The sequence below is a fragment of the Streptomyces sp. AB3(2024) genome, assembly GCF_041862025.1.
GTDB lineage: Bacteria > Actinomycetota > Actinomycetes > Streptomycetales > Streptomycetaceae > Streptomyces.
Map to the genome: position 1 here is coordinate 20,309 of NZ_JBGWAB010000065.1, position 22,029 is coordinate 42,337.

A 22,029-nucleotide genomic window follows, 5' to 3' on the forward strand; every position below is an offset into this window, starting at 1 on the left:
GCATCAGTGCCAGCTCAGGAGCGGCTGGCAGCGGTTTCGTGACATGGCCAAGACATACGTGGCCGAGTCGAGACTGGAGCGAGTCCGGGCCGTTTCCCCACAAGGGGCTTCCTGCGGCTGCCTAGTTGCGCAGGCGCAGCCCCCGCGGGGTGGCGTGGAAGCCGGCCGATTCGAGGGACTTGCCGAGCGGGGCGGTCAGGGCCGGGGTGGCGTTGACCCGCTCCACCGTCAGGTCCGGAAGGGTGCCCGCGCGGGAGGCCGCCACCAGGGCGGACGTCGCCGCCGCGAGGCGCGGATCGTCGGCCTCCGGCCAGGCCAGCAGGGTCTTGCCGCCGCGCTCCAGGTAGAGGGTGAGCTCGCCGTCGACCAGGACCACCAGGGAGCCCGCCTTGCGGCCCGGCTTGTGGGTGGCGCCGGCCGGGGGCTCCGGCCAGCCCAGGGCCGCCCCGTACGCGTTCGCCGGATCGGCCGCGGCCAGCACCACGGCCGCCAGCGGCGGCGGGGTCCGCTCGGCGGCCCGCAGGCGGTCCACCGCGCCGTCCATCGCGAACTGGGCCGCGCCCAGCCCCTCCACCACGTACCCCCGCCGGGCCTGCCCGCTGTCCTCGAACGCGGACAGGATCCGGTACACCGCGCTGAACCCGCCCTCGACCCCCTCCGCGGCCACCGCCCCGCGGGTGACCACGCCGTGCCGGTCCAGCAGGGTCCGGGCCAGCGCGTGCGCCCGGTGCGTCGGGTCGGGCGCGGGCGCGGGCAGCAGCGACCAGCGGCCCGAGACCGTGGGCGGGCCCGTACGGGAGACGGTGGCGCTCAGGGTCCCGTACCGGCCGCGCGGCACCGTACGGCGGGCGCGGTGCGCGGTGGCACCCGCCGTGCGGCCCGAGCCGAGCAGGGAGCGCAGCGGGGCCAGGGTGTCGTTCGTCACCCGACCCGACCAGGCCAGGTCCCACAGGGCCGAGGACAGCTCCGGGTCGGAGGCGTCCGGGAGCCCGGCGCGGACCGATTCCGCCAGCTGCCGGAAGAACAGGGCCCGCCCCGAGGAGAGGGCCTCCAGCACCCCCTGGTGCAGCGGGGACGGCTCCAGAGGGTGTGCCGGGGGCAGCAGCAGGGGCGCCGCGTCCGCCAGGTAGAGGGAGATCCAGCCGTCCTTGCCCGGCAGGGCTCCGGCTCCGGCCCACACCACCTCGCCCGTCGTGGTCAGCTCGTCCAGCAGGGCCGGGGAGTACCCGGCGACCCGCGAGGGCAGGATCAGCCGCTCCAGGGCCGAGGCCGGGACCGGCGCGCCCTGGAGCTGCTCGATGGCGCGGGCCAGGCCGTCGATGCCGCGCAGCCCGCCGCCCAGGTGCTGCCACTGGGGCAGGAAGGTGGCCAGCGAGGCCGGCGGGACGGGCTCCAGTTCCTGGCGCAGCGCGGCCAGCGAGCGGCGCCGCAGCCTGCGCAGCACCGTCGCGTCGCACCACTCCTGGCCGATGCCCGCCGGATGGAACTCGCCCTGCACCAGCCGGCCCGGCGCCGCGAGCCGGTGCAGGGCGCCCTCCGTCACCGCCGTGCCCAGGCCGAATCGGGCGGCGGCGGTGGCGGTGGTGAACGGGCCGTGGGTGCGCGCGTAGCGGGCCAGGAGATCGCCGAGGGGGTCCTTGACCGGCTCGGTGAACGCCTCCGGGACCCCCACCGGCAGGGCCGTGCCCAGCGCGTCCCGCAGCCGGCCGGCATCCTCGATCGCCGCCCAGTGGTCCGCGCCGCCGATCCGGACCCGGATCGCCCGGCGGGCCGCCGCCAGCCCGGGGGCCCAGCCGGGCTCGGCGCCCCGCTCGGCCAGCTCGGCGTCGGTCAGCGGGCCCAGCAGGCGCAGCAGGTCGGCCACCGACTCGGCGTCCTTGGCCCGGCGGTCGGCGGTCAGCCACTGCAGCTCCCGCTCCAGCTCCTCCAGCACCTCGGCGTCGAGCAGTTCGCGCAGCTCGGCCTGGCCCAGGAGCTCGGCCAGCAGCCGGGAGTCGAGCGAGAGCGCCGCCGCGCGCCGCTCGGCGAGCGGTGAGTCCCCCTCGTAGAGGAACTGGGCGACGTACCCGAACAGGAGGGAGCGGGCGAAGGGGGAGGGTTCGGGGGTGGTCACCTCGACCATGCGCACGCGGCGCGCCTCGATGTCCCCCATCAGCTCCGTCAGCCCCGGCACGTCGAAGACGTCCTGGAGGCATTCCCGTACGGCTTCCAGCACGATCGGGAACGAGCCGAACTCCGAGGCCACCTGGAGCAGCTGCGAGGCCCGCTGGCGCTGTTGCCACAACGGGGTGCGCTTGCCCGGGCTGCGGCGCGGCAGCAGCAGCGCGCGGGCCGCGCACTCGCGGAACCGGGAGGCGAACAGGGCCGAACCGCCGACTTGGTCTGTGACGATCCCGCTGACCTCGCCCCGCTCGAAGGCGACGTCGGCCGCGCCGAGCGGCGCCCGGTCGTCGTCGAACGCGAAGTCCGTGGGGTGCGAGGGGTCGTGGTCGAGGAGGTCCACGGAGAGCAGGTCGGCGTCCGGCAGGCGCAGGACGATCCCGTCGTCGGCGTGCATGACCTGGGCGTCCATGCCGTACTTCTCGGCGAGGCGGGCACCGAGCGCCAGGGCCCAGGGGGCGTGCACCTGGGCGCCGAAGGGGGAGTGGACCACCACCCGCCAGTCGCCCAGTTCGTCGCGGAACCGCTCGACCACGATGGTCCGGTCGTCCGGTACGTGGCCGCAGGCCTCGCGCTGCTCGGCCAGGTAGGCGAGGACGTTCTGCGCCGCGCGGGCGTCCAGGCCGGCCGCCAGCAGCCGCAGCCGGGCGTCCTCCTCGGTCAGCCCGCCCAGTTCGCGCAGGAACGCGCCGACCGCACGGCCCAGTTCGAGGGGGCGGCCCAGCTGGTCGCCCTTCCAGAACGGCAGCCGGCCCGGTACCCCGGGGGCCGGGGTGACCAGGACCCGGTCGCGGGTGATGTCCTCGATCCGCCAGGAGGTGGTGCCCAGGGTGAACACGTCGCCCACGCGGGACTCGTAGACCATCTCCTCGTCCAGCTCGCCGACCCGGCCGCCGCCCTTCTTGGGGTCCGAGCCGGCGAGGAAGACCCCGAAGAGACCGCGGTCCGGGATGGTCCCCCCGGAGGTGACCGCGAGCCGCTGGGCGCCGGGCCGGCCGGTGACCGTCCCCGCCACCCGGTCCCAGACCACCCTGGGTCTGAGTTCCGCGAAGGCGTCGGAGGGGTAGCGGCCCGCCAGCATGTCCAGCACCGCCGTGAACGCCGATTCCGGCAGCGCCGCGAAGGGCGCCGCCCGCCGTACCAGGGCGAGGAGGTCGTCCAGCTGCCAGGTGTCCATCGCCGTCATGGCGACCAGCTGCTGGGCGAGGACGTCCAGCGGGTTGGAGGGGATGCGCAGGGACTCGATCGCCCCGGTGCGCATCCGCTCGGTGACCACGGCCGCCTGGACCAGGTCCCCGCGGTACTTGGGGAAGACCACCCCCTTGGAGACGGCGCCCACCTGGTGTCCGGCGCGGCCCACGCGCTGGAGCCCGGAGGCCACCGAGGGCGGCGACTCCACCTGCACCACCAGGTCCACCGCACCCATGTCGATGCCGAGTTCCAGGCTGGACGTGGCGACCACGGCGGGCAGCCGGCCCGCCTTCAGGTCCTCCTCGACCAGGGCCCGCTGCTCCTTGGAGACCGAGCCGTGGTGCGCGCGGGCCAGCAGGGGAGGCGCCCCGCGGGCCGCGCCGGACTGGGCCATGATCTCGGCGGGCGGCGCACCCTGGGGCAGGGGCTCGCCCACGGCCCGCTCGTAGGCGATCTCGTTGAGCCGGTTGCAGAGCCGCTCCGCGAGACGGCGGGAGTTGGCGAACACGATCGTCGAACGGTGGGCCTGCACCAGGTCCGCGATCCGCTCCTCCACATGCGGCCAGATCGACGGCTTGTCACCGCCCTCGCGGCCCTCGGTGGCGGGGGAGCCCCCCAACTCGCCCATGTCCTCGACGGGTACGACCACCGACAGGTCGAACTCCTTGTCCGAGGGCGGCTGCACGATCTCCACCCGGCCGCGCGGGGCGAGGTAGCGGGCGACCTCCTCCACCGGCCGGACCGTCGCCGACAGCCCGATCCGGCGGGCCGGGCGCGGCAGCAGCTCGTCCAGCCGCTCCAACGACAGGGCCAGGTGCGCCCCGCGCTTGGTCCCCGCGACGGCGTGCACCTCGTCCAGGATCACCGTCTCGACCCCCGCCAGCGCCTCCCTGGCCGCCGAGGTCAGCATCAGGAACAGCGACTCCGGGGTGGTGATCAGGATGTCCGGCGGTCTGACGGCCAGCGCGCGGCGCTCGGCGGGCGGGGTGTCCCCGGAGCGGATGCCCACCCGGATGTCCGGCTCGGGCAGGCCCAGGCGCGCCGATTCCTGCCGGATCCCGGTCAGGGGGCTGCGCAGGTTGCGCTCCACGTCCACGGCGAGGGCCTTGAGCGGGGACACGTACAGGACGCGGCAGCGCTTCTTCGGTTCGGCGGGCGGCGGGTCCGCGGCGAGCCGGTCGAGGGCGGCGAGGAAGGCGGCGAGGGTCTTGCCGGAACCGGTCGGTGCCACGACGAGCACGTCCGAGCCCTCCCCGATCGCCCGCCAGGCGCCCTCCTGCGCGGCGGTGGGCGTACGGAAGGCCCCCGTGAACCAGGAGCGGGTCGCGGGGGAGAACGAGTCGAGCGCAGCGCCTGCCATGCCCCCATCGTGCACCCCGCCACTGACAACGCACCGGACCTGCGCGGACACCCCCGGCGGCGGCGCGCAAAATGGGGTCATGGGCACGGACGGAACGCACGACGGGCGCCGGGAGTGGGCCCGCCACTGGCAGTACCCGCAGTTGCCGGGGCTGGACCTGCTGCGCGCCCACTACGTCCGCCACACCTTCCCGCGCCACGCGCACGACGGCTACGTCATCGCGGCCGTCACCGGCGGCGTCGAGGAGATCGGCCTGCCCTCCGGCACGGTCCGGGCGGGGCCGGGCAGCGTGGTGCTGATCAACCCGGAGGTGGCGCACACCGCGCGCGCCGGGGCGCCCGAAGGCTGGGCGTACGCCACCCTCTACCCCTCCCGGGACCTGATCGCCGAGGTCGCCGCCGAGATCGGCGGCCTGCGCGGCACCCCCGGCTTCACCGCCGACATGGTCCCCGACCCGGAGGCCTCCAGGGCCATCACGGACGTGCACCGGGCCGCGGAGGCCGGCAACGCGCTCGCCGCCGACACCCTGCTGCGGGGCGTCGTGGCGCGGATGCTCACCCGGCACGCGGGCCCGCTGCCCGCCCGCCCGCCGCGGCGCGCGGGCGCGGCCGACGCGGAACGGGCCCGGAGCGTGCTGGAGGAGCGGATGGCCGAGCCGCCCTCGCTGGAGCGCCTCGCGGAGGAACTGGGCACCAGCCCCTTCGCCCTGCTGCGCGCCTTCCGGGACCGGTACGGGATGCCGCCCCACACCTGGCTCACCGACGCCCGGGTCCGCCGGGCGCGCCTGCTGCTCGACGCGGGCACCGCGCCCGCCGAGGCGGCGGTCACCGTCGGCTTCACGGACCAGCCGCACCTGAACCGGCACTTCACCCGGATCGTCGGGGTGCCCCCGGGCGCGTACCGGCGGGAGCGGGCCGCGGGCTAGTGCCGTGGCCGGACGGGTTCACCGGGTCACGGGGCCCGGCCGGGCCCCTGCCTGCGGCGACGGGTCGCCGGGCGGGTGCAAGAACGTACAAGACCGGCCGGCCGCGCCCCGCGTACGTTCGGGGCGTGGGAGAGAACCAGATGGTGATACGAGAGGCCCCCGTCCACGACGGGGGACCGACCCCCGGGCGGCCGCGGGCCGCCGTCGTCCGCGACGCCCTCGGGGTGGGAGTGGCCGTCGGCCTGTCGGGGTTCGCCTTCGGCGTGACCGCCGCCGGGGCCGGGATCAGCGTGCTGCAGGCCTGTGTGCTGAGCCTGCTCGTCTTCACCGGAGCCTCGCAGTTCGCCCTGGTCGGCGCGCTCGCGGCGGGTGGCAACCCCTTCACCGCGGCCGCCGGGGCCTTCTTCCTGGGCACCCGCAACGCCTTCTACGGGCTGCGGCTGTCCCAGCTGCTCGCGCTGCCCCGGGCCGTGCGCCCCTTCGCCGCGCACTGGGTGATCGACGAGACCACCGCCGTGGCGCTGGCGCAGCCCGACCGCAAGGCCGCCCGGCTCGGGTTCACCGTCACGGGGCTCAGCCTCTACCTGCTGTGGAACCTCACCACCCTGCTGGGCGCGCTCGGCGCCGAGGCCATCGGGGACACCTCCGCCTGGGGGCTGGACGCGGCCGGGCCCGCCGTGTTCCTCGCGCTGCTCGCGCCGATGCTGAAGACCTCCACCGAGCGGGCCGTCGCGGGCCTGGCCCTGGTCCTCGGACTGGGCTTCCTGCCCGTCCTGCCCTCCGGGGTGCCCGTGCTGATCGCCGCGCTGGCCGCGCCCGCCGTGCTGTGGATGAAGGGACGCCGCTCGTGAACGTCTGGATCGCCATCGCACTGACCGTCTTCGGCTGCTACGCCGTCAAGCTCGCCGGACTCCTCGTGCCCGCCGGGGCCCTGGAGCGGCCCCTGGTGCGCAGGCTGTCCGGCCTGCTTCCGGTCGCGCTGCTCGCCGCGCTCACCGCTCAGCAGACCTTCAGCACCGGCCACGAGCTGGTGCTCGACGCCCGCGCCGCCGGGCTGGCCGCCGCCGCGCTCGCCCTGCTGCTGCGCGCCCCGTTCCTGGTGGTGGTCGGGGCGGCGGTGGTGGTCACCGCGGGCGTGCGGGCGCTGGGGGGCTGACCGCGCCGACCGGGCGCCCGTACGCCCGCAGCGTCAGCAGGGCCTCCAGGGTGACGATCGGCCGCCGCTCCAGCGAGCTGCCCGGCGCCCAGGCGCGGCGGCGCACCGGCCAGCCCCCGTCCGGCTGCTGCTCCGCCGTGAGGAAGTCCAGCGAGCGGCGCATCTCCTCGTCGGTGAACCAGCTCCGGGCCAGTGACTCCGGGCGCCGGGCGTAGTCGTACGGGAAGAGCAGCTCGCCCGGCGCGTAGCCGGGGGCGGGCGCGTACTCCTCGCGCCGACCCGGGTCGAGCACGACGAGGTGCCGCTCGCGCACCAGCCGTCCCAGCCGGTCCGCGGCCGCCGCCGCGCGGGCCCGGTCGGGGGCGCCGTCGAGGAAGGCCACCGCGCTCTGGACCTCGTAGGGGTGAGAGTGGCGCAGCGTCTCGATCCGCTCCCAGCAGAAGTCCGTGGCCCGGAACAGCCAGGCGTGCCAGATCCGGTTGCGGTGCAGCACGCCGACGACGGGCCCCGTGGTCAGCAGCTCGCCCGGCGGGTCGTCGCGCACCGGGTGGTAGGGGGCCACGGGATGGTCGTGCGGGGCCGGGCGGACCAGGGGGAGCGCGCCCTCGGGGGTGGAGAGCCCGGTCAGGTGGCGGCAGAGCCGCTCGATGCGCTGGCCGGCGCAGCGGCCGAGGCTGTCGAGGACCCGCAGGGCGTGCGCGGTGTGCAGGGGCTGGCTCAGCGGGCCGCGCAGGTCCGGGTCGAGCGCGTGTCCGTAGCCGCCGTCGTCGCCCAGGTACGCGCCGAGGGCGGCGTCCACCGCGTCGGCGTCCCCGCCGAGGAAGTGGAAGGCGAACCGCCGCTGCTCCAGCACCCGGGCCGTGAGCCAGATGAACTGTTCCGCGCGGGCCAGCGGGGCCGGCGGGGGAGATTCGTCTCCAGGCATGCGTGACACCGTAGGGCGCCGGGCGCGGGAGCAGGGGGCCAACGGGACGGGTGCACTCTCCCGGGCGGGATACTGGGGGCATGCGGTTGACGATTTTCTGGGAGCGGATGGCGGAGCACTTCGGTGCGGGCTACGCGGAGTCCTTCGCCCGGGACCACGTGATGGCGGAACTCGGCGGGCGCACCGTGCACCAGGCACTGGACGCGGGCTGGGAGACCAAGGACGTGTGGCGCGCGGTGTGCACGGCGGTGGACGTTCCGGCCCCGCTGCGCTGAGGCGGACACCGCTTCGTGATTCGGGAAGCGGGTGGGACAGACTGGGCGGCGTGGCAGTCAGAGATGAGACGACGACGACCGGCCCGACCCCGGAGGCCCCCGACGACGGGGACGCCCCGGACGGCGGGGACGCACCGCAGGCCCCGGACGCCGGGGACTCCGGGGACGTGTCCGCCGGGACCGCTCCCGCCCGGGGGGAGGCGCGGATGCCGCGCTGGCTGCCGCGCGCGGTGGTCCTCGTACTGGCCCTGGTCGCCTGCTTCCAGCTCGGCAGCTGGGCCTTCCACCAGCTGATCGGGCTGCTGGTCAACATCCTGATCGCGTTCTTCCTGGCGCTCGCGATCGAACCCGCCGTGGCCAGGATGGCGGCCCGCGGCATGCGCCGTGGGCTCGCCACCTTCCTGGTGTTCCTCGGTGTGTTCGTCGCGACGGCGGGCTTCCTCGCACTGCTCGGCTCGATGCTCGCCGGACAGATAGTCGACATGGTGGAGGGCTTCCCGCGCTACCTCGACTCGGTGATCAGCTCGATCAACGCCACGTTCCACACCGAGCTGTCCCGCCTGGAGATCCAGGACAGCCTGCTGCACTCCGACTGGCTGCAGAAGTACGTGCAGAACAGCGCGACCGGTGTGCTCGACGTGTCCACCACCGTGCTCGGCGGGCTCTTCAGGCTGCTGACGGTCGGCCTGTTCTCCTTCTACTTCGCCGCCGACGGGCCCCGGCTGCGCCGCGCGCTGTGTTCCGTGCTGCCGCCCGCGAAGCAGGCCGAGGTGCTGCGGGCCTGGGAGATCGCCGTCGCCAAAACGGGCGGCTACCTGTACTCCCGGGGCCTGATGGCGCTGATCTCCGGCATCGCGCACTACGTCGTCTTCGAGTTCCTCGACCTGCCGTACGCGCCCGCCCTGGCGGTCTGGGTGGGGCTGGTCTCCCAGTTCATCCCCACCATCGGCACCTACCTGGCGGGCGCGCTGCCGATGCTGATCGCCTTCACGGTCAACCCGTGGTACGCGCTGTACGTGCTCGGGTTCGTGGTGGTCTACCAGCAGTTCGAGAACTACATGCTCCAGCCGAAGCTGACCGCGCGGACGGTGGACATCCATCCTGCGGTGGCCTTCGGGTCGGTGATCGCGGGCACCGCCCTGCTGGGCGCGGTCGGGGCGCTGATCGCGATCCCGGCCGTCGCGACGCTGCAGTCCTTCCTCGGCGCGTACGTCAAGCGCTACGAGGTCACGGACGCGGCTCCGGCGCCGGCGGCTGCGCGGACCCGTCGAGCACGGAGGCCAGGAGTGCGGTGATGCGGGCCTCGGTCTCGGCCTTGTCGAGTCCGAGGCCGCTCAGCACGCCGTCGCCGTCCTCCAGTTCGAGGAGGGCGAGCAGGATGTGCTCGGTGCCGACGTAGCCGTGGCCCAGGCGCAAGGCCTCGCGGAAGGTGAGCTCCAGGGCCTTCTTGGCGCCCGCGTCGAAGGGCACGAGGTCGGGGACGGGGGCGCCGGAGGGTTCCGGCAGGGCTGCCGTGGCGGCGGCGCGGAGGTCGGCGGCGGTGAGCCGGCGGGCGGTGAGGGCGGTGATCCACAGGCCCTCGGGCTCGGCGAGCAGGCCCAGGAGCAGGTGCTCGGGGCGGATCTCGGTGTGGCCGGCCGCGCGGGCCTCGTTCTGGGCGCTGACGACGACGTTGCGGGCGCGGGGGGTGAAGCGTCCGAAGCCCTGGTTCGGGTCGAGGCCGGGGTCGCCCTCCTTGTCGGCCTTGGGGACGAAGCGCTTCTGCGCCGCCTGGCGGGTGACGCCCATGCTGCGGCCGATGTCGGTCCAGGAGGCACCGGAGCGGCGGGCCTGGTCGACGAAGTGGCCGATGAGGTGGTCCGCCACGTCACCGAGGGCCTCGGCGGCGACCACGGCGCCGCTGAGTTGCTCCAGGGTGTCGGAGTGGACCTTCTTGATGGCCTCGATCAGGTCGTCGAGGCGGACCGGATTGGTCATGCGGACGGGTTCCACGGGTTCCACGGAAGGGTTCGTCATGAGTGCAACCCTAGGTTGACAGTCCATGGAGTGTCAACCGTTGGTTGTCAGTCGCGGCGGGGTCGTCGTATAGGGCCGGAATGTGGGGGTGCGGTACACCTGGCGCCCATGAGCGTGGACACGACTACCGAAGAGATCACCGGCCGGCCGGCCGCCCTGCGCACGCTCGCCGGGCGGGCGCCCGCGCCGGTCGCACCCGCCCGGGCCACCGCCCTGGTCAGCGGCGGGGTGGCGGCCGCGGCGCTGCTGGCGCTCGTCGGCATCGGTGCGCTGCTGCGCGAGCCCGTCCTGATCCCGCCGATCGCGGCGAGCGCGGCCATCGTCTACGGGGTGCCCGCACTGCCCCTGGCGCAGCCGCGCAGTGTCGTCGCGGGGCACCTCCTGTGCGCGGCCGTCGGCTACCTGGCGCTGGCGCTGCTCGGTGGCGCGCCGTGGGTGGCGGCGCTCGGGGCGGGGGTGGCGGTGGGGGTCATGACGCTGGCCCGGACCCCGCACTCGCCGGCGGCGGCGACCACCGTGGTGGTGGTGCTGCAGGCGCCGGACCCGGCGTGGTTCCTGCCGCTGCTGACCGGTGCGGCGGTCGTGCTGGTGCTGGCGGGGATGGCGGCGTCGCGGGCGCGGCCGGGGGCCGTCCGGTATCCCGTGTACTGGTGGTGAGGCGGGGTGCGCGCCGGGGGCGGAGGGGCTGGGGACGTGGCCCCCTCCACCCGCCGGCTCGGGGCCACCGTCAGGCGGTCGGCTGGGGCTGTCCGTTCAGCAGGGCGACCACCTGGTCCATCTCGTCCCGCCAGATGCGGTGCACGTTCATCCGCGTCGGCTTCACGTGGCCGGGGAGCATGATGCGGAACGAGCTCCAGAGGGCGTTGCGGTTGACGTCGGTGACGGTGCCGACGGCCTGGGCGGGCGGTATCGCGAAGACGATCTCCTGCGGGCGGTTGCTCAGCCGGCTCGCCTTGTGGAGGACCACCGCCTGCTCGGTCACCGTGACGAAGTAGTAGGTGAGGAACGCCTGGCCGATGAGGCCGAGCATGCTCATCAGCCACACGCTGGGGCCCGCGATGGCCTGGATGGTGACGATGGGCCGGTCGGTGGGGTTCGCCTGGGTGAGGGCGTCTGCCACCTGCTGCTGGATCGTGGCCTTCTTGATGGCCATGGGTCCTCCTGAGCGGAATCTCGGTGCCCCCCTCGTCGGGGGCACCGCAGGGTATCGGCCATGAACAGGTCACATTCGGCCAGGTGGTGACGGTGGCCCTTGCGCCCCGGTATGGGGTCCGGTGTCCGGCCCGTGCGCCGTTGGGAGGGGTTGGGGGGAGAAGCGTCCACGGCCGTACCGGTCGCCTGTTCCTCAACTGTCAAGGCCCTCTTGTGAGTTGACTCAGGTCAACTGAGAATGCGCATGACAACCGAAGGATCTTCGGTCGCATTCGTCACCAGAGGGGAACCCCCACATGAACAAGCCTCTCACCGGCCTCCTGCTCTCCCTGCTCCTCACCGGAGCGGCGGCGGCGCCGGCCGTGGCCTCCGCCCCCCAGGACACGGACCGGGCAACGGCCAAGAACCCGCAGGCCGTGGCCGTCACGTACGCGGGCACCGTCGCGCTCAGCAACTGTTCCGGCTCGGTCGTCCGCACCCCCGCCTCGCAGCCGAACGACCCCGCGCTCGTCCTCTCCAACGGGCACTGCCTGGAGACCGGCTTCCCGGCCGCCGGCGAGGTCCTGGTCAACCGCGCCTCCAGCCGCTCGTTCTCGCTGCTCAACGCTTCCGGCTCCAAGGTCGCGACGCTGCGCGCCAGCAAGATCGCGTACGGGACGATGACGGACACGGACGTCTCGCTGTACCAGCTGACCAAGACCTACGCGCAGATCCAGAGCCAGTACGGCATAGGCGCGCTCACCCTCAACGACGCCCGCCCGACGCAGGGTTCGTCGATCAAGGTGGTGTCCGGGTACTGGAAGCGGACCTACAGCTGCAGCGTCGACGGGTTCGCGTTCCGCCTCAAGGAAGGCGCCTGGACCTGGAAGGACTCGGTCCGCTACACCTCGTCCTGCAACACCATCGGCGGCACCTCCGGTTCCCCGGTGATCGACACGACGACCGGCAAGGTCGTCGCCGTGAACAACACGGGCAACGAGGACGGACAGCGCTGCACGGACAACAACCCGTGCGAGGTGGACGAGAACGGCAACGTGACGGTCCGACAGGGCATCAACTACGCCCAGGAGACGTACGTCCTCGTCCCCTGCATCGGCCCCGGCAATCAGATCGACCTGAACCGCCCCGGCTGCGCCCTGCCGAAGCCGTAACGGCGGCAGCGGCCGTACCCGCCCGACCCCCGCACCACCCCGGCCCCGCCGACACCACCATCGGCGGGGCCGGTCCCGTTCCGGGCGGACTTGCGGCAAGGCCCGGGCGGTGCCGCAGAATCGATCCTCGAAGCGATGAGCTGCACGAACACAGGGGGAACGCAATGGTCGACGTAATCGACGTGATCGTCGCCGGTGGTGGACCGACCGGGTTGATGCTGGCCGCCGAACTGCGGCTGGCCGGGGTGCGGACGGTCGTGCTGGAGAAGCTGACGGAGCCGTCCGGCCTGTCCCGCGCGCGCGGGCTGCACGTGCGCAGCGTCGAGGTGATGGACCAGCGCGGCCTGCTGGAGCGGTTCCTGGCGCACGGAGAGCGGTTCCGGGCCGGCGGCTTCTTCTCGGCCATCATCAAGCCGTGGCCCGACGGGGTGGACACGGCGCACCCGTACGGTCTCGCCATCGAGCAGACGGTCACCGAGCGGCTCCTCACCGAGCGGGCCGTCGAGCTCGGTGCCGAGATCCGGCGCGGCGCCGAACTGGCCGGGCTGGCGCAGGACGAGGACGGGGTGGACGTCGAGCTGGCCGACGGCACGCGGCTGCGCTCGCGCTTCCTCGTCGGCTGCGACGGCGGCCGCAGCACGGTGCGCGGGCTGCTCGGCGTCGGCTTCCCCGGTGAGCCGACCAGGATCGAGACGCTGCTCGGCGACGTCGAGTTGACCGCGGAACCGGCGGAGCTGGCCGCCGTGATCGGGGAGATCCGCAAGACCCACGTCCGGTTCGGGGCCGTTCCCCTGGGCGGCGGGGCGTACCGCGTCATCGTGCCCGCCGGGGGGCCGGTGGGGGACCGTACGACCGCGCCGACCTTCGAGGAGTTCACCGCGCGGCTGCGGGAGTTCGCGGGCACCGACTTCGGCGCGCACTCGCCGCGCTGGATCTCGCGGGTCGGCGACGCCACCCGGCAGGCCGAGCGCTACCGGGTCGGCCGGGTGCTGCTGGCCGGTGACGCGGCGCACATCCACCCGCCGACCGCCGGGCAGGGCCTCAACCTCGGTGTCCAGGACGCGTTCAACCTCGGCTGGAAGCTGGCGGCGGAGGTCAACGGCTGGGCGCCCGAGGGGCTGCTGGACAGCTACCACGACGAACGGCACGCGGAGGGCGCCCGCGTGCTGGACAGCACCCTCGCGCAGGGGGTGCTGCTCGGGGCGGATCCGGCCGCGCGGGCGCTGCGGGAGTTCGTTTCGCAGTTGATGGACTTCGAGGTGGTGAACCGGTACGTGACCGAGCAGATCACCGCGGTCGGGGTCCGCTACGACCTGGGCGAGGGCCACGATCTGCTCGGCCGGCGCATGCGGGACCTGGAGCTGAAGCAGGGGCGCCTCTACGAGCTGATGCGCGGCGGTCGCGGGCTGCTGCTCGACCGGACCGGCCTGCTGTCGGTGGCGGGCCGGGCGGACCGGGTCGACCACGTGGTCGACGCCGGCGGGGAACCGGACGCGCCCGCCGTGCTGCTGCGGCCGGACGGGCACGTGGTGTGGGTCGGTGCGGACCAGGAGGGTCTGCTCGGCGCGCTGGCGCGGTGGTTCGGCGCCGCCGCCGGCTGACCGGACGGGGGCCGGGCCGGCGGCGCACCTCGCGCCGCGGGCCCGGCGGCGAACCGTCATGGAACAGGCGAGCGAAAAGAATGGGCCACTGGCACATGCCAGAAGCACTAAACCAATCCCGTACAGGCTCCATCAGATGTGGTGAACTCCGCAGCTCAGAGGAGTGATCACGCCGAATCGCCCGCCATGATGACGTCGTCTCCCCCCACCCCTCCCGCAAGGAGCACGACCATGTCCGAGACGGCCGAGCCCAACGTCGGTTCGTTCACCCTCGGCGGTCCGCTGACCGCCGAACCCTCCGCGCCGATCGAGGTGCCGGATCACGAGGAGTGGGCCCTTCCGAACGGCTTCGCGTGGGTCTTCCTCGGCGAGGGCAACCGCCACCTCACCCGGCCCGTGATCATGGCCGACGGCTTCAACCTCGGCCGCAGCAAGCTCGACGTCCTCTACCAGGGGCTGGAGGGCGGCTTCCCGTTCATCAGCGAGCTGCGCCGGCGCGGCAGGGACGTGATCCTTCTCGGCTTCGAGGAGCGCAGCGCGTCGATCCTGGACAACGCGGAGGCGGCCGTGGCCGTCATCCTGCGGGCCGGCGCCGAGCAGGTGGGCGGCGCCCGTCTGGTCGTCGGCGGCTTCAGCATGGGCGGCATCGTCACCCGCTACGCGCTCGCCAAGCTGGAGACGCAGCGGATGGACCACCGCACCGCGCTGTACTTCTCCTACGACAGCCCGCACCGCGGCGCTTCCATCCCGGTCGGTGTGCAGGCGTTCTCGCACTTCATCCCGTTCCCGAACGACTTCGCGCGGCAGATGAACAGCCCCGCCGCGCGCCAGATGCTGTGGCAGCACTACGACAAGGACTCCGGCAAGATCGGAGTCGCCCCGGAGCGCACCGAATTCCTGGCGGCCCTGGACCGGGTCGGCGGCTGGCCGCAGATCCCGATGAAGATCGGTGTGGCCAACGGACGCGCCGACGGGATCGGCCTGCCGGACGTGAAGCCCGGCGAGGTCGCGCTGCGGATCGACAAGATCTACCCGGGCACCACCTTCTACACCCAGGCCCAGGGCGACGACGTGACGGCCGCCTACCTCAACCGCAGGTTCCCCAAGGCCGAGAAGACCATCACGACCAGCGGCTTCCCGGAGCTGGACGGCGCGCCGGGCGGAACCCTGCACACGTACGGGATCCTTGCCGAGTCGATGGAGAAGCTCGGTGGCAAGGTCGACCTGCGGCACGAGGACGTGTGCTTCGTCCCCTCGGTCAGCGCGGTCGCGATTCGCGACATCGACACGCAGGACGACCTGTACGCGAAGATCGGCTCGCTCGGCCCGGAGGAGAGCGAGCTGGACGACTTCCGCTGTTCGTCCACGACCACCGCGCACACGGCCATCACCGAGGAACTGGCCACCTGGATCACGGACCGACTCCCCGACTGATCCCCGCCGCCCCCACCGGGGCCGCCGTCCGCCCCCACCCGGCGGACGGCGGCCCCGCTGTCGTCCGTCCCCCCGGCGGTCGGGCCGCGGGGGCGTGCGCCGGCGTCCGGACCGTCCCGGGAGGGGGGTGGCGTGGTGCGCTTGACAGGAAAATCGAACATCCATTCTGATGGGTTATCCACAGCCGGAACGGGTGTGGGAGCGCATTGTCAGTGGCAGGCGTTAGCGTCAATGGCGTGAAGCGATCGACTCAAGCAAACCGGGTGGAACCCATGGCAGGCACCGACCGCGAGAAGGCTCTCGACGCCGCGCTCGCACAGATTGAACGGCAATTCGGCAAGGGTGCGGTCATGCGCCTCGGCGACAAGCCGAACGACCCCATCGAGGTCATCCCCACCGGGTCGACCGCTCTGGACATCGCCCTCGGCGTCGGCGGGCTGCCCCGCGGCCGTGTGATCGAGGTGTACGGGCCGGAGTCCTCCGGTAAGACCACCCTCACCCTGCACGCCGTGGCCAACGCGCAGAAGGCCGGCGGCACCGTCGCCTTCGTGGACGCCGAGCACGCGCTCGACCCCGAGTACGCCAAGGCCCTCGGCGTGGACACCGACAACCTCATCCTGTCCCAGCCGGACACCGGCGAGCAGGCGCTGGAGATCGTCGACATGCTGGTGCGCTCCGGCGCGCTCGACCTGATCGTCATCGACTCCGTCGCGGCGCTCGTGCCGCGCGCGGAGATCGAGGGTGAGATGGGCGACTCGCACGTCGGTCTCCAGGCCCGCCTGATGAGCCAGGCGCTCCGCAAGATCACGGGTGCGCTGAACCAGTCCAAGACCACCGCGATCTTCATCAACCAGCTCCGCGAGAAGATCGGTGTGATGTTCGGCTCGCCCGAGACCACCACCGGTGGCCGCGCGCTGAAGTTCTACGCCTCGGTGCGCCTGGACATCCGCCGCATCGAGACCCTCAAGGACGGCACCGACGCGGTCGGCAACCGCACCCGCGTCAAGGTCGTCAAGAACAAGGTCGCGCCCCCCTTCAAGCAGGCCGAGTTCGACATCCTCTACGGCCAGGGCATCAGCCGCGAGGGCGGCCTGATCGACATGGGCGTGGAGCACGGTTTCGTGCGCAAGGCCGGCGCCTGGTACACGTACGAGGGCGACCAGCTGGGCCAGGGCAAGGAGAACGCCCGCAACTTCCTGAAGGACAACCCCGACCTCGCCAACGAGATCGAGCGGAAGATCAAGGAGAAGCTGGGCGTGGGTGTCCGCAAGGACGCCGCCGCCGGCGACGAGCCGGCCGCCGCATCGGCCGACTCCGCGGCCGCCGTGCCCGCCCCGGCGTCGAAGGCCAAGACGTCGGCCAAGGCCGCCGTCGCCAAGAGCTGACCCGTGCGGGAGCAGGAGAGGGGCGGCGCGAGCGGCGGGCGTGAGGGCCGCCAGGAGCTGCCGCCCCAGAGTCCCGAGGAGCAGGCGCGGGCGATCTGCCTGCGCCTGCTCACCGGGATGCCGCGGACCCGGCGCCAGCTCGCGGACGCCCTGGAGAAGCGGGGCATCCCCGAGGAGGTGTCGCAGGAGGTCCTCTCCCGGTACGAGGAGGTGGGCCTGATCGACGACGCCGCCTTCGCGGGGGCCTGGGTCGAGTCCCGGCACCGCGGCCGGGGGCTCGCCCGCCGGGCGCTCGCGCAGGAGCTGCGGACCAAGGGGGTGCACACCGCCCTCGTGCAGGAGGCGCTGGAACAGCTGGACTCCGAGCAGGAGGAGCACACGGCCCGGGAGCTCGTGGAGCGCAAGCTCCGCTCCACCCGGGGCCTGGAGCGGGACAAGCGGATCCGGCGCCTCGCCGGGATGCTCGCCCGCAAGGGGTACCCGGAGGGCATGGCCCTGCGGGTGGTCCGGCGCGCCCTGGAAGCGGAGGGCGAGGACGCCGACGACCTCGGGTACCCGGGAGGTCCCGGGCTCTGAGGCCCCGGTCCTGGACCCGCGCGTCCGAAAGCCGGGTCCGAGACCCCGGCCCCGAAACCGATGGGGCGGCCCGGCGTCAGGCGGGAACGACGGGGAGGCCGGCCGCCTTCCAGGCCTGGAAGCCGCCCGTCAGATCCGTCGCCCGGTGCAGCCCCAGGGCGTGCAGGGAGGCCGCGGCCAGCGTGGAGGCGTACCCCTCGTTGCAGATCACCACCACCCGGAGGTCGTGACCGGTGGCCTGCGGGAGACGGTGGGAGCCCTGCGGGTCGAGCCGCCACTCCAGTTCGTTGCGCTCGACGACCACCGCGCCGGGGATCAGCCCGTCCCGCTCGCGCAGCGCCTGGTAGCGGATGTCCACCAGCAGGGCCCCGTCGAAGAACGCCTCGCGGGCGGCCCGCGGTGCGATGCGGGTGTAGCCCGCGCGGACCCGTTCCAGCAGCTCGTCGATGCCGACCGGGGCGCTCACTGCCAGTCCGCCGGGCGCTCGACCTGCTCCAGGGTGAGGACGGGGCCGCTGCGGCCGTAGCGGCGGATCAACGGCAGCGGCGGGTAGTAGGCGTGGACGGAGACCGCGTGCCCGTCCGTCGACTCGTTGAGGACCTCGTGGACGTGGTGCTCCCCGAAGCCGCGTCCCGCGCCCGCGGTCAGGGTGCGGCTGCGGTCCACGCCGGGAGCCAGCTCCAGGCTCTGCCAGCCCTCCGAGGGGAGCCGTACCGCCAGGGAGCGCTCGGTGAGCCGGCCCCGCGCGGTCGCGAAGGCGCCCCGCGATTCGGCGTGGTCGTGCCAGCCGGTACCGGTGCCGGGAGGCCAGCCGATCAGCCAGGCCTCACTGCCGCCCGGACCGTCGAGCCGGATCCAGGTGCGGCCCTGCGGATCCAGCGGCAGGGAGTCCACGACCGCCGGGTCGGCGGCGGTGCGCAGGGCGAAGGCGAGGAGTTCCGCCGCCGTCGGCGCGGCGGTGCGGGCAGGGGCGTGCGTGGGCGCGGGGGCAGACATGCGATGACCGTCCTGGGAGTTCGCGACAGGTGCGCGCGGGCCCGGAAGGGCACTGAGCGCGCGGAGGGAAGGCGAATCAGCAGGAAGGGCGACACACGCAGCCCGCGTAGCGGAGCAGGTCCATGTGAACCCTCCGCCACAGGCGTACGTCGTTGCCGGTCATGTCGGTGAGTGAACCACGCGTGCCCGGGAGCGTCAATCGATCACGGCTGTGGGCGTGGTGGAGGGCGCGACGGAGGGAGCCGCCGCGGGGGCGCCCTCCGGGGCGCCGGCCCGGACCGCGTCCGCCGCCTCGTACAGCTCCGCCGGACGGACCCCGGCGAAGGTGGCCGCCAGGTGCCCGTCGGGCCGGACGAGGAGCACGGTGTGGGCCGGAGCCCCCGGGTAGGAGTCCGCGACCAGCAGCTCGGTGCGGACCGGGAGGGCGCTCACGGCCGCCGCGAGCCGGGGCATCAGCCCGGCCCCCACCCAGTGCCGCCGGTCCCACACCCCGGTGCCCGGGGCGACGAGCAGGACCAGCAGCCTGCCCCGCCCCAGCAGGTCGCGCAGCGGCACGGTGGCCCCGTCGGGTGCCGTGACGGGTACGTTCGCCACCGGCCCGCCCGGCTCCGTCGCCGTGGGGACCTCCCGTACGGCCACCGGCGGGGCGTACACCGGCTCCGCGCCGAGCGGGCCCCGGCCCAGGTGCCCGTCGGTGAGCAGGGCCTCGGCGGAACGTGCGGATCCGGGAAGCAGGGTGCGCAGGCCGCTGCCGCCCCGCAGGGCGGGCATGGCCTGGTCGGCGGCGCGCAGCCGGGCGGCGACGGCGGTGCGCCGCTCGCCCTCGTAGCTGTCGAGCAGGGCCTCGGAGGCGCCCTGGTGCCAGGCCAGGGCCAGCTTCCAGGCGAGGTTCTCCGCGTCGCGCAGCCCCTCCTCCACGCCCTGGGTGCCGAGCGCGCCCAGCAGGTGCGCCGCGTCCCCGGCGAGGAAGGCGCGGCCGTCGCGCCAGCGCCGGGCGAGACGGTGGTGCAGGGTGTGCACCCCGGTGTCGATCAGGTCGTACGGGGGAGTGGTGCCCCCGCACCACCCCGCGAGGGTGTCCCGGATGAGGGTGACGAGGGCGTCCGGGGTGACCAGCTCGCCGCGCGCGGCCAGTAGCCAGTCCAGCCGCCAGACCCCGTCGGGCAGCGGCCGGGCGGTGACCTCCTCGGGCCCGGAGGGCGGGTTGCGGTGCAGCAAGGCCTCGCCGGGCCAGGGCAGTTCGGCGCGCAGCGCGGCGACGGCGTGGCGTTCCACGGCGGTCCGGCCCGGGAAGCGGATGCCGAGCAGCTTGCGCACGGTGGAGCGGGCCCCGTCACAGCCGACGAGGTGGCTGCCGCGCCACCAGGTGGCTTCGGCGCCCCGGGTGTGCGCGGTGACCCCGTGGCCGTCCTGCTCCAGGGAGTCCAGCCTGCAGTCGGTGACCAGCTGGACGAGGGGGTGCGCGGCGGCGGCGTCGCGCAGGCCGCGCGTGAGGGCGTGCTGGGGGAGGTGCAGGGGCGCGGGCCGGTCCTCGAAGGTGATCCGGCGCATCTCCTGACGGCGCCTCATGGTGCGCCAGGCCGCGAAGTGCGCCCCCTCGTCGCGCAGGGTGGCGCAGCCCAGCCGGTGCACCATCGTGGCGGTGTCGCCGTGCAGGACGACGGAACGGGCGGGCCGGGGTTCGTCCTTGCCGGGCCCCTCGTCGAGGAGGACGGAGGGCACGCCGTGGCCGGCCAGGGCGAGGGACAGGGACAGTCCGACCGGGCCCGCGCCGACGACGATCACCGGGTCCATGGCAGGGCTCCCGATGTCCGGTATGTGATCACAGAACGTATGCAACCCACTGGAGGTGCCTGCGTCAAGTGACACCCGTCCGGACGTAGCGGTGGGGGGGGGGGGGGGGGGGGGGGGGGGGGGGGGGGGGGGGGGGGGGGGGGGGGGCCGGCGCCGGGGGGGGGGCCCGGCCCGGGGCGGCGGCGGGGGGCGGGCCGCCCCGCCCCCCCCCCCCACCACACAGGTTACGTCGTGTCGCTGACCCGGCGTCAGACCGCCCGGCCGGTGGCCATGTCGCTGACCTCCGCGACGCCGACCACGGCGCCCGTGCTCTTGGTGGACTTGCGCAGCCGCCCCTCCAGCCAGGAGGCGAAGCTGGTGAGCGCGAAGTTCACCGCGATGAAGATCAGGGCGATGACCACGAGCGAGGCGATGGTGTTGCTGTAGTTCGCCGAGATCTGCCGGTTCATCGACAGCAGTTCCGTCAGGCCCAGCAGCGACCCGCCGAGCGCGGTGTCCTTCAGGATGACCACGAGCTGACTGACCAGCGCGGGCAGCATGGCCGTGACGGCCTGGGGGATCAGTACGTGGACCATCGTCTGGCCCTTGCGCATGCCGATCGCCTTGGCTGCGTCGGTCTGGCCGCGCGGCAGGGAGAGCACACCCGCCCGGACGATCTCGGCGATGACCGCGGAGTTGTACAGGACCAGGCCCACGATGACGGCGTACAACGGCCGCGAGTCGGAGGGCACGGTGGTGAACTGGACGAAGAAGGCGGAGCTGAAGAGCATCAGCATCAGCACCGGGATGGCGCGGAAGAATTCGACGACCGTGCCGATCGGGCCGCGGACCCAGGCGTGGTCGGAAAGTCGGCCGATGCCGAGCAGGGCGCCCAGCGGGAGGGCGATGACCATGGCGATCGCGCCGGCCTGCAGGGTCTTCAGCAGACCGGGGATCAGGAAGGTCGTCCAGATCCGACTGTCGGTGACGAAGGGGCTCCACTTGTCGGCGGCGAGCTGGTTCTTCTCCGCCATGACGGACAGGATCCACCAGGCGCCGAGCCCGAACAGGACGAGGAAGACTCCGGCGTATATCCAGTTGCGCGCCTTGGCCCGGGGGCCCGGGACGTCGTACAGCACGGAGCTCATCGCTTCACCGCCACTCGCTTGGCCACCCAGCCCAGCAGCAGGCCGGTGGGCAGGGTCAGCAGACAGAAGCCGAGCGCGAATATCCCGAAGACGGCGAAGAGCGCCTGCGGCTCGTTCTCGACCATTTCCTTCATCAGCAGGGCCGCTTCGGCCACGCCGATGGCCGCCGCCACCGTGGTGTTCTTGGTGAGCGCGATCAGTACGTTGGCGAGCGGCGCCACGACCGCCCGGAAGGCCTGGGGGAGCACGATCAGGGTGAGCACCTGGAAGAAGTTCAGCCCCAGTGCGCGGGCGGCCTCGGCCTGGCCGACGGGCACGGTGTTGATGCCCGAACGCAGCGCTTCGCAGACGAAGGTGCCGGTGTAGGCGATCAGTGCCAGGACGGCGAGCCGGAACCCGGTCTCCTTGGAGGTGTCGCCGCCCAGATTGATGGTCAGGGTCTGGTACAGACCCAGCGAGCACCCGATCACCAGCAGGGTCAGCGGCGTGTTGCGGACCAGGTTGACGTAAGCGGTGCCGAAGCCCCGCAGCAGCGGGACCGGGCTGACCCGCATCCCGGCCAGGACGGTGCCCCAGATCAGGGAGCCCACCGCCGAGTAGAGGGTGAGCTGAACCGTCACCCAGAAGGCTCCGAGCAGGTCGTACTGCCCGGAATCAAGAAAGTCGAACACGTTGCCCTGCGCTCTCCCCAGAGTGGCCGGTGGGGGGGGGGGGGGGGGGGGGGGGGGGGGGGGGGGGGGGGGGGGGGGGGGGGGGGGGGGGGGGTTTGGGGTGTTGTTGTGGGGTTGGAGGATTTTATTTTGTG

Annotated in this window: 21 protein-coding genes; 11 read left to right on the forward strand and 10 right to left on the reverse strand. The window is 73.6% G+C overall.

Features of this window, described 5'->3' with window-relative positions:
• Nucleotides 1–121: 121 nt before the first annotated feature.
• A complete protein-coding gene (locus tag ACEPPI_RS23705) occupies nucleotides 122–4,711 on the reverse strand; it encodes an ATP-dependent helicase (protein WP_373917268.1) in 4,590 nt (1,529 codons plus the stop codon).
• Between the two features lie 79 nt (nucleotides 4,712–4,790).
• On the opposite strand from ACEPPI_RS23705, the gene ACEPPI_RS23710 reads away from it, so the two are divergent.
• The 3 genes from ACEPPI_RS23710 (at nucleotide 4,791) to ACEPPI_RS23720 (ending at nucleotide 6,792) form a co-directional block, all read left to right on the forward strand.
• Nucleotides 4,791–5,636, forward strand: coding sequence for an AraC family transcriptional regulator (locus ACEPPI_RS23710; RefSeq protein WP_373917269.1), 846 nt, complete (start codon nucleotides 4,791–4,793; stop codon nucleotides 5,634–5,636).
• A 140-nt stretch (nucleotides 5,637–5,776) separates the two neighbouring features.
• On the forward strand, nucleotides 5,777–6,487 hold the full coding sequence (locus ACEPPI_RS23715; protein WP_373917284.1) for an AzlC family ABC transporter permease: 711 nt from the start codon (nucleotides 5,777–5,779) through the stop codon (nucleotides 6,485–6,487).
• A complete protein-coding gene (locus ACEPPI_RS23720; protein ID WP_373917270.1) occupies nucleotides 6,484–6,792 on the forward strand; it encodes an AzlD domain-containing protein in 309 nt (102 codons plus the stop codon). Before ACEPPI_RS23715 ends, ACEPPI_RS23720 begins: the two co-directional genes overlap by 4 nt.
• On the opposite strand, the gene ACEPPI_RS23725 is transcribed toward ACEPPI_RS23720, so the two are convergent.
• Nucleotides 6,761–7,717 (reverse strand): hypothetical protein, encoded by a 957-nt coding sequence (locus ACEPPI_RS23725; protein ID WP_373917271.1) that lies wholly within the window; start codon nucleotides 7,715–7,717, stop codon nucleotides 6,761–6,763. The two genes, ACEPPI_RS23720 and ACEPPI_RS23725, sit on opposite strands and share 32 nt — an antisense overlap.
• Before the next feature lie 80 nt (nucleotides 7,718–7,797).
• On the opposite strand from ACEPPI_RS23725, the gene ACEPPI_RS23730 reads away from it, so the two are divergent.
• Nucleotides 7,798–7,992, forward strand: coding sequence for a DUF3046 domain-containing protein (locus tag ACEPPI_RS23730; RefSeq protein ID WP_373917272.1), 195 nt, complete (start codon nucleotides 7,798–7,800; stop codon nucleotides 7,990–7,992).
• A 206-nt stretch (nucleotides 7,993–8,198) separates the two neighbouring features.
• Nucleotides 8,199–9,287, forward strand: coding sequence for an AI-2E family transporter (locus tag ACEPPI_RS23735; RefSeq protein WP_373917285.1), 1,089 nt, complete (start codon nucleotides 8,199–8,201; stop codon nucleotides 9,285–9,287).
• Here the strand turns inward: ACEPPI_RS23735 and ACEPPI_RS23740 are convergent.
• Complete coding sequence (locus ACEPPI_RS23740) at nucleotides 9,220–10,008, reverse strand: Clp protease N-terminal domain-containing protein (protein ID WP_373917273.1); 789 nt, start codon at nucleotides 10,006–10,008, stop codon at nucleotides 9,220–9,222. The two genes, ACEPPI_RS23735 and ACEPPI_RS23740, sit on opposite strands and share 68 nt — an antisense overlap.
• A 108-nt stretch (nucleotides 10,009–10,116) precedes the next feature.
• Here ACEPPI_RS23740 and ACEPPI_RS23745 point away from each other — a divergent pair, with 108 nt between their 5' ends.
• Nucleotides 10,117–10,665 carry an HPP family protein gene (locus ACEPPI_RS23745; protein WP_373917274.1) on the forward strand — a complete coding sequence of 183 codons (549 nt, stop codon included), beginning with the start codon at nucleotides 10,117–10,119 and terminating at the stop codon, nucleotides 10,663–10,665.
• A gap of 70 nt (nucleotides 10,666–10,735) precedes the next feature.
• Here ACEPPI_RS23745 and ACEPPI_RS23750 read toward each other — a convergent pair whose 3' ends face one another.
• The gene (locus ACEPPI_RS23750) at nucleotides 10,736–11,161 is read right to left on the reverse strand and encodes a hypothetical protein (protein ID WP_373917275.1); all 426 of its coding nucleotides are present in this window, start codon (nucleotides 11,159–11,161) and stop codon (nucleotides 10,736–10,738) included.
• Nucleotides 11,162–11,456: 295 nt separating this feature from the next.
• Here ACEPPI_RS23750 and ACEPPI_RS23755 point away from each other — a divergent pair, with 295 nt between their 5' ends.
• The 5 genes from ACEPPI_RS23755 to recX all read left to right on the forward strand — a co-directional run bounded on the left by ACEPPI_RS23755 (nucleotide 11,457) and on the right by recX (nucleotide 17,307).
• A complete protein-coding gene (locus tag ACEPPI_RS23755) occupies nucleotides 11,457–12,311 on the forward strand; it encodes a serine protease (RefSeq protein ID WP_373917276.1) in 855 nt (284 codons plus the stop codon).
• Nucleotides 12,312–12,475: 164 nt separating this feature from the next.
• A complete protein-coding gene (rox, locus tag ACEPPI_RS23760; RefSeq protein WP_373917277.1) occupies nucleotides 12,476–13,912 on the forward strand; it encodes a rifampin monooxygenase in 1,437 nt (478 codons plus the stop codon).
• Nucleotides 13,913–14,143: 231 nt separating this feature from the next.
• Entirely contained in the window at nucleotides 14,144–15,346 is a 1,203-nt protein-coding gene (locus ACEPPI_RS23765) for an esterase/lipase family protein (RefSeq protein WP_373917278.1), read from the forward strand.
• Between the two features lie 272 nt (nucleotides 15,347–15,618).
• Nucleotides 15,619–16,731: a recombinase RecA gene (gene recA, locus ACEPPI_RS23770; protein WP_266842769.1), complete on the forward strand. Its 1,113-nt coding sequence runs from the start codon at nucleotides 15,619–15,621 to the stop codon at nucleotides 16,729–16,731.
• Nucleotides 16,732–16,734: 3 nt separating this feature from the next.
• Complete coding sequence (gene recX / locus ACEPPI_RS23775) at nucleotides 16,735–17,307, forward strand: recombination regulator RecX (RefSeq protein ID WP_373917279.1); 573 nt, start codon at nucleotides 16,735–16,737, stop codon at nucleotides 17,305–17,307.
• 76 nt (nucleotides 17,308–17,383) lie between these two features.
• Here recX and ACEPPI_RS23780 read toward each other — a convergent pair whose 3' ends face one another.
• The 6 genes from ACEPPI_RS23780 to ACEPPI_RS23805 form a co-directional block, all read right to left on the reverse strand.
• Nucleotides 17,384–17,773, reverse strand: coding sequence for a rhodanese-like domain-containing protein (locus ACEPPI_RS23780; RefSeq protein WP_373917280.1), 390 nt, complete (start codon nucleotides 17,771–17,773; stop codon nucleotides 17,384–17,386).
• A complete protein-coding gene (locus ACEPPI_RS23785; RefSeq protein WP_373917281.1) occupies nucleotides 17,770–18,303 on the reverse strand; it encodes a cysteine dioxygenase in 534 nt (177 codons plus the stop codon). The genes ACEPPI_RS23780 and ACEPPI_RS23785 overlap by 4 nt, the downstream gene beginning before the upstream one ends.
• Nucleotides 18,304–18,379: 76 nt before the next feature.
• Complete coding sequence (locus ACEPPI_RS23790; RefSeq protein ID WP_311318651.1) at nucleotides 18,380–18,466, reverse strand: putative leader peptide; 87 nt, start codon at nucleotides 18,464–18,466, stop codon at nucleotides 18,380–18,382.
• Between the two features lie 32 nt (nucleotides 18,467–18,498).
• Entirely contained in the window at nucleotides 18,499–20,097 is a 1,599-nt protein-coding gene (locus ACEPPI_RS23795) for an FAD-dependent monooxygenase (protein ID WP_373917282.1), read from the reverse strand.
• A 248-nt stretch (nucleotides 20,098–20,345) separates the two neighbouring features.
• Entirely contained in the window at nucleotides 20,346–21,224 is an 879-nt protein-coding gene (locus ACEPPI_RS23800; protein ID WP_285526568.1) for an amino acid ABC transporter permease, read from the reverse strand.
• The gene (locus ACEPPI_RS23805; protein WP_280914043.1) at nucleotides 21,221–21,895 is read right to left on the reverse strand and encodes an amino acid ABC transporter permease; all 675 of its coding nucleotides are present in this window, start codon (nucleotides 21,893–21,895) and stop codon (nucleotides 21,221–21,223) included. Before ACEPPI_RS23805 ends, ACEPPI_RS23800 begins: the two co-directional genes overlap by 4 nt.
• Nucleotides 21,896–22,029 lie beyond the last annotated feature (134 nt).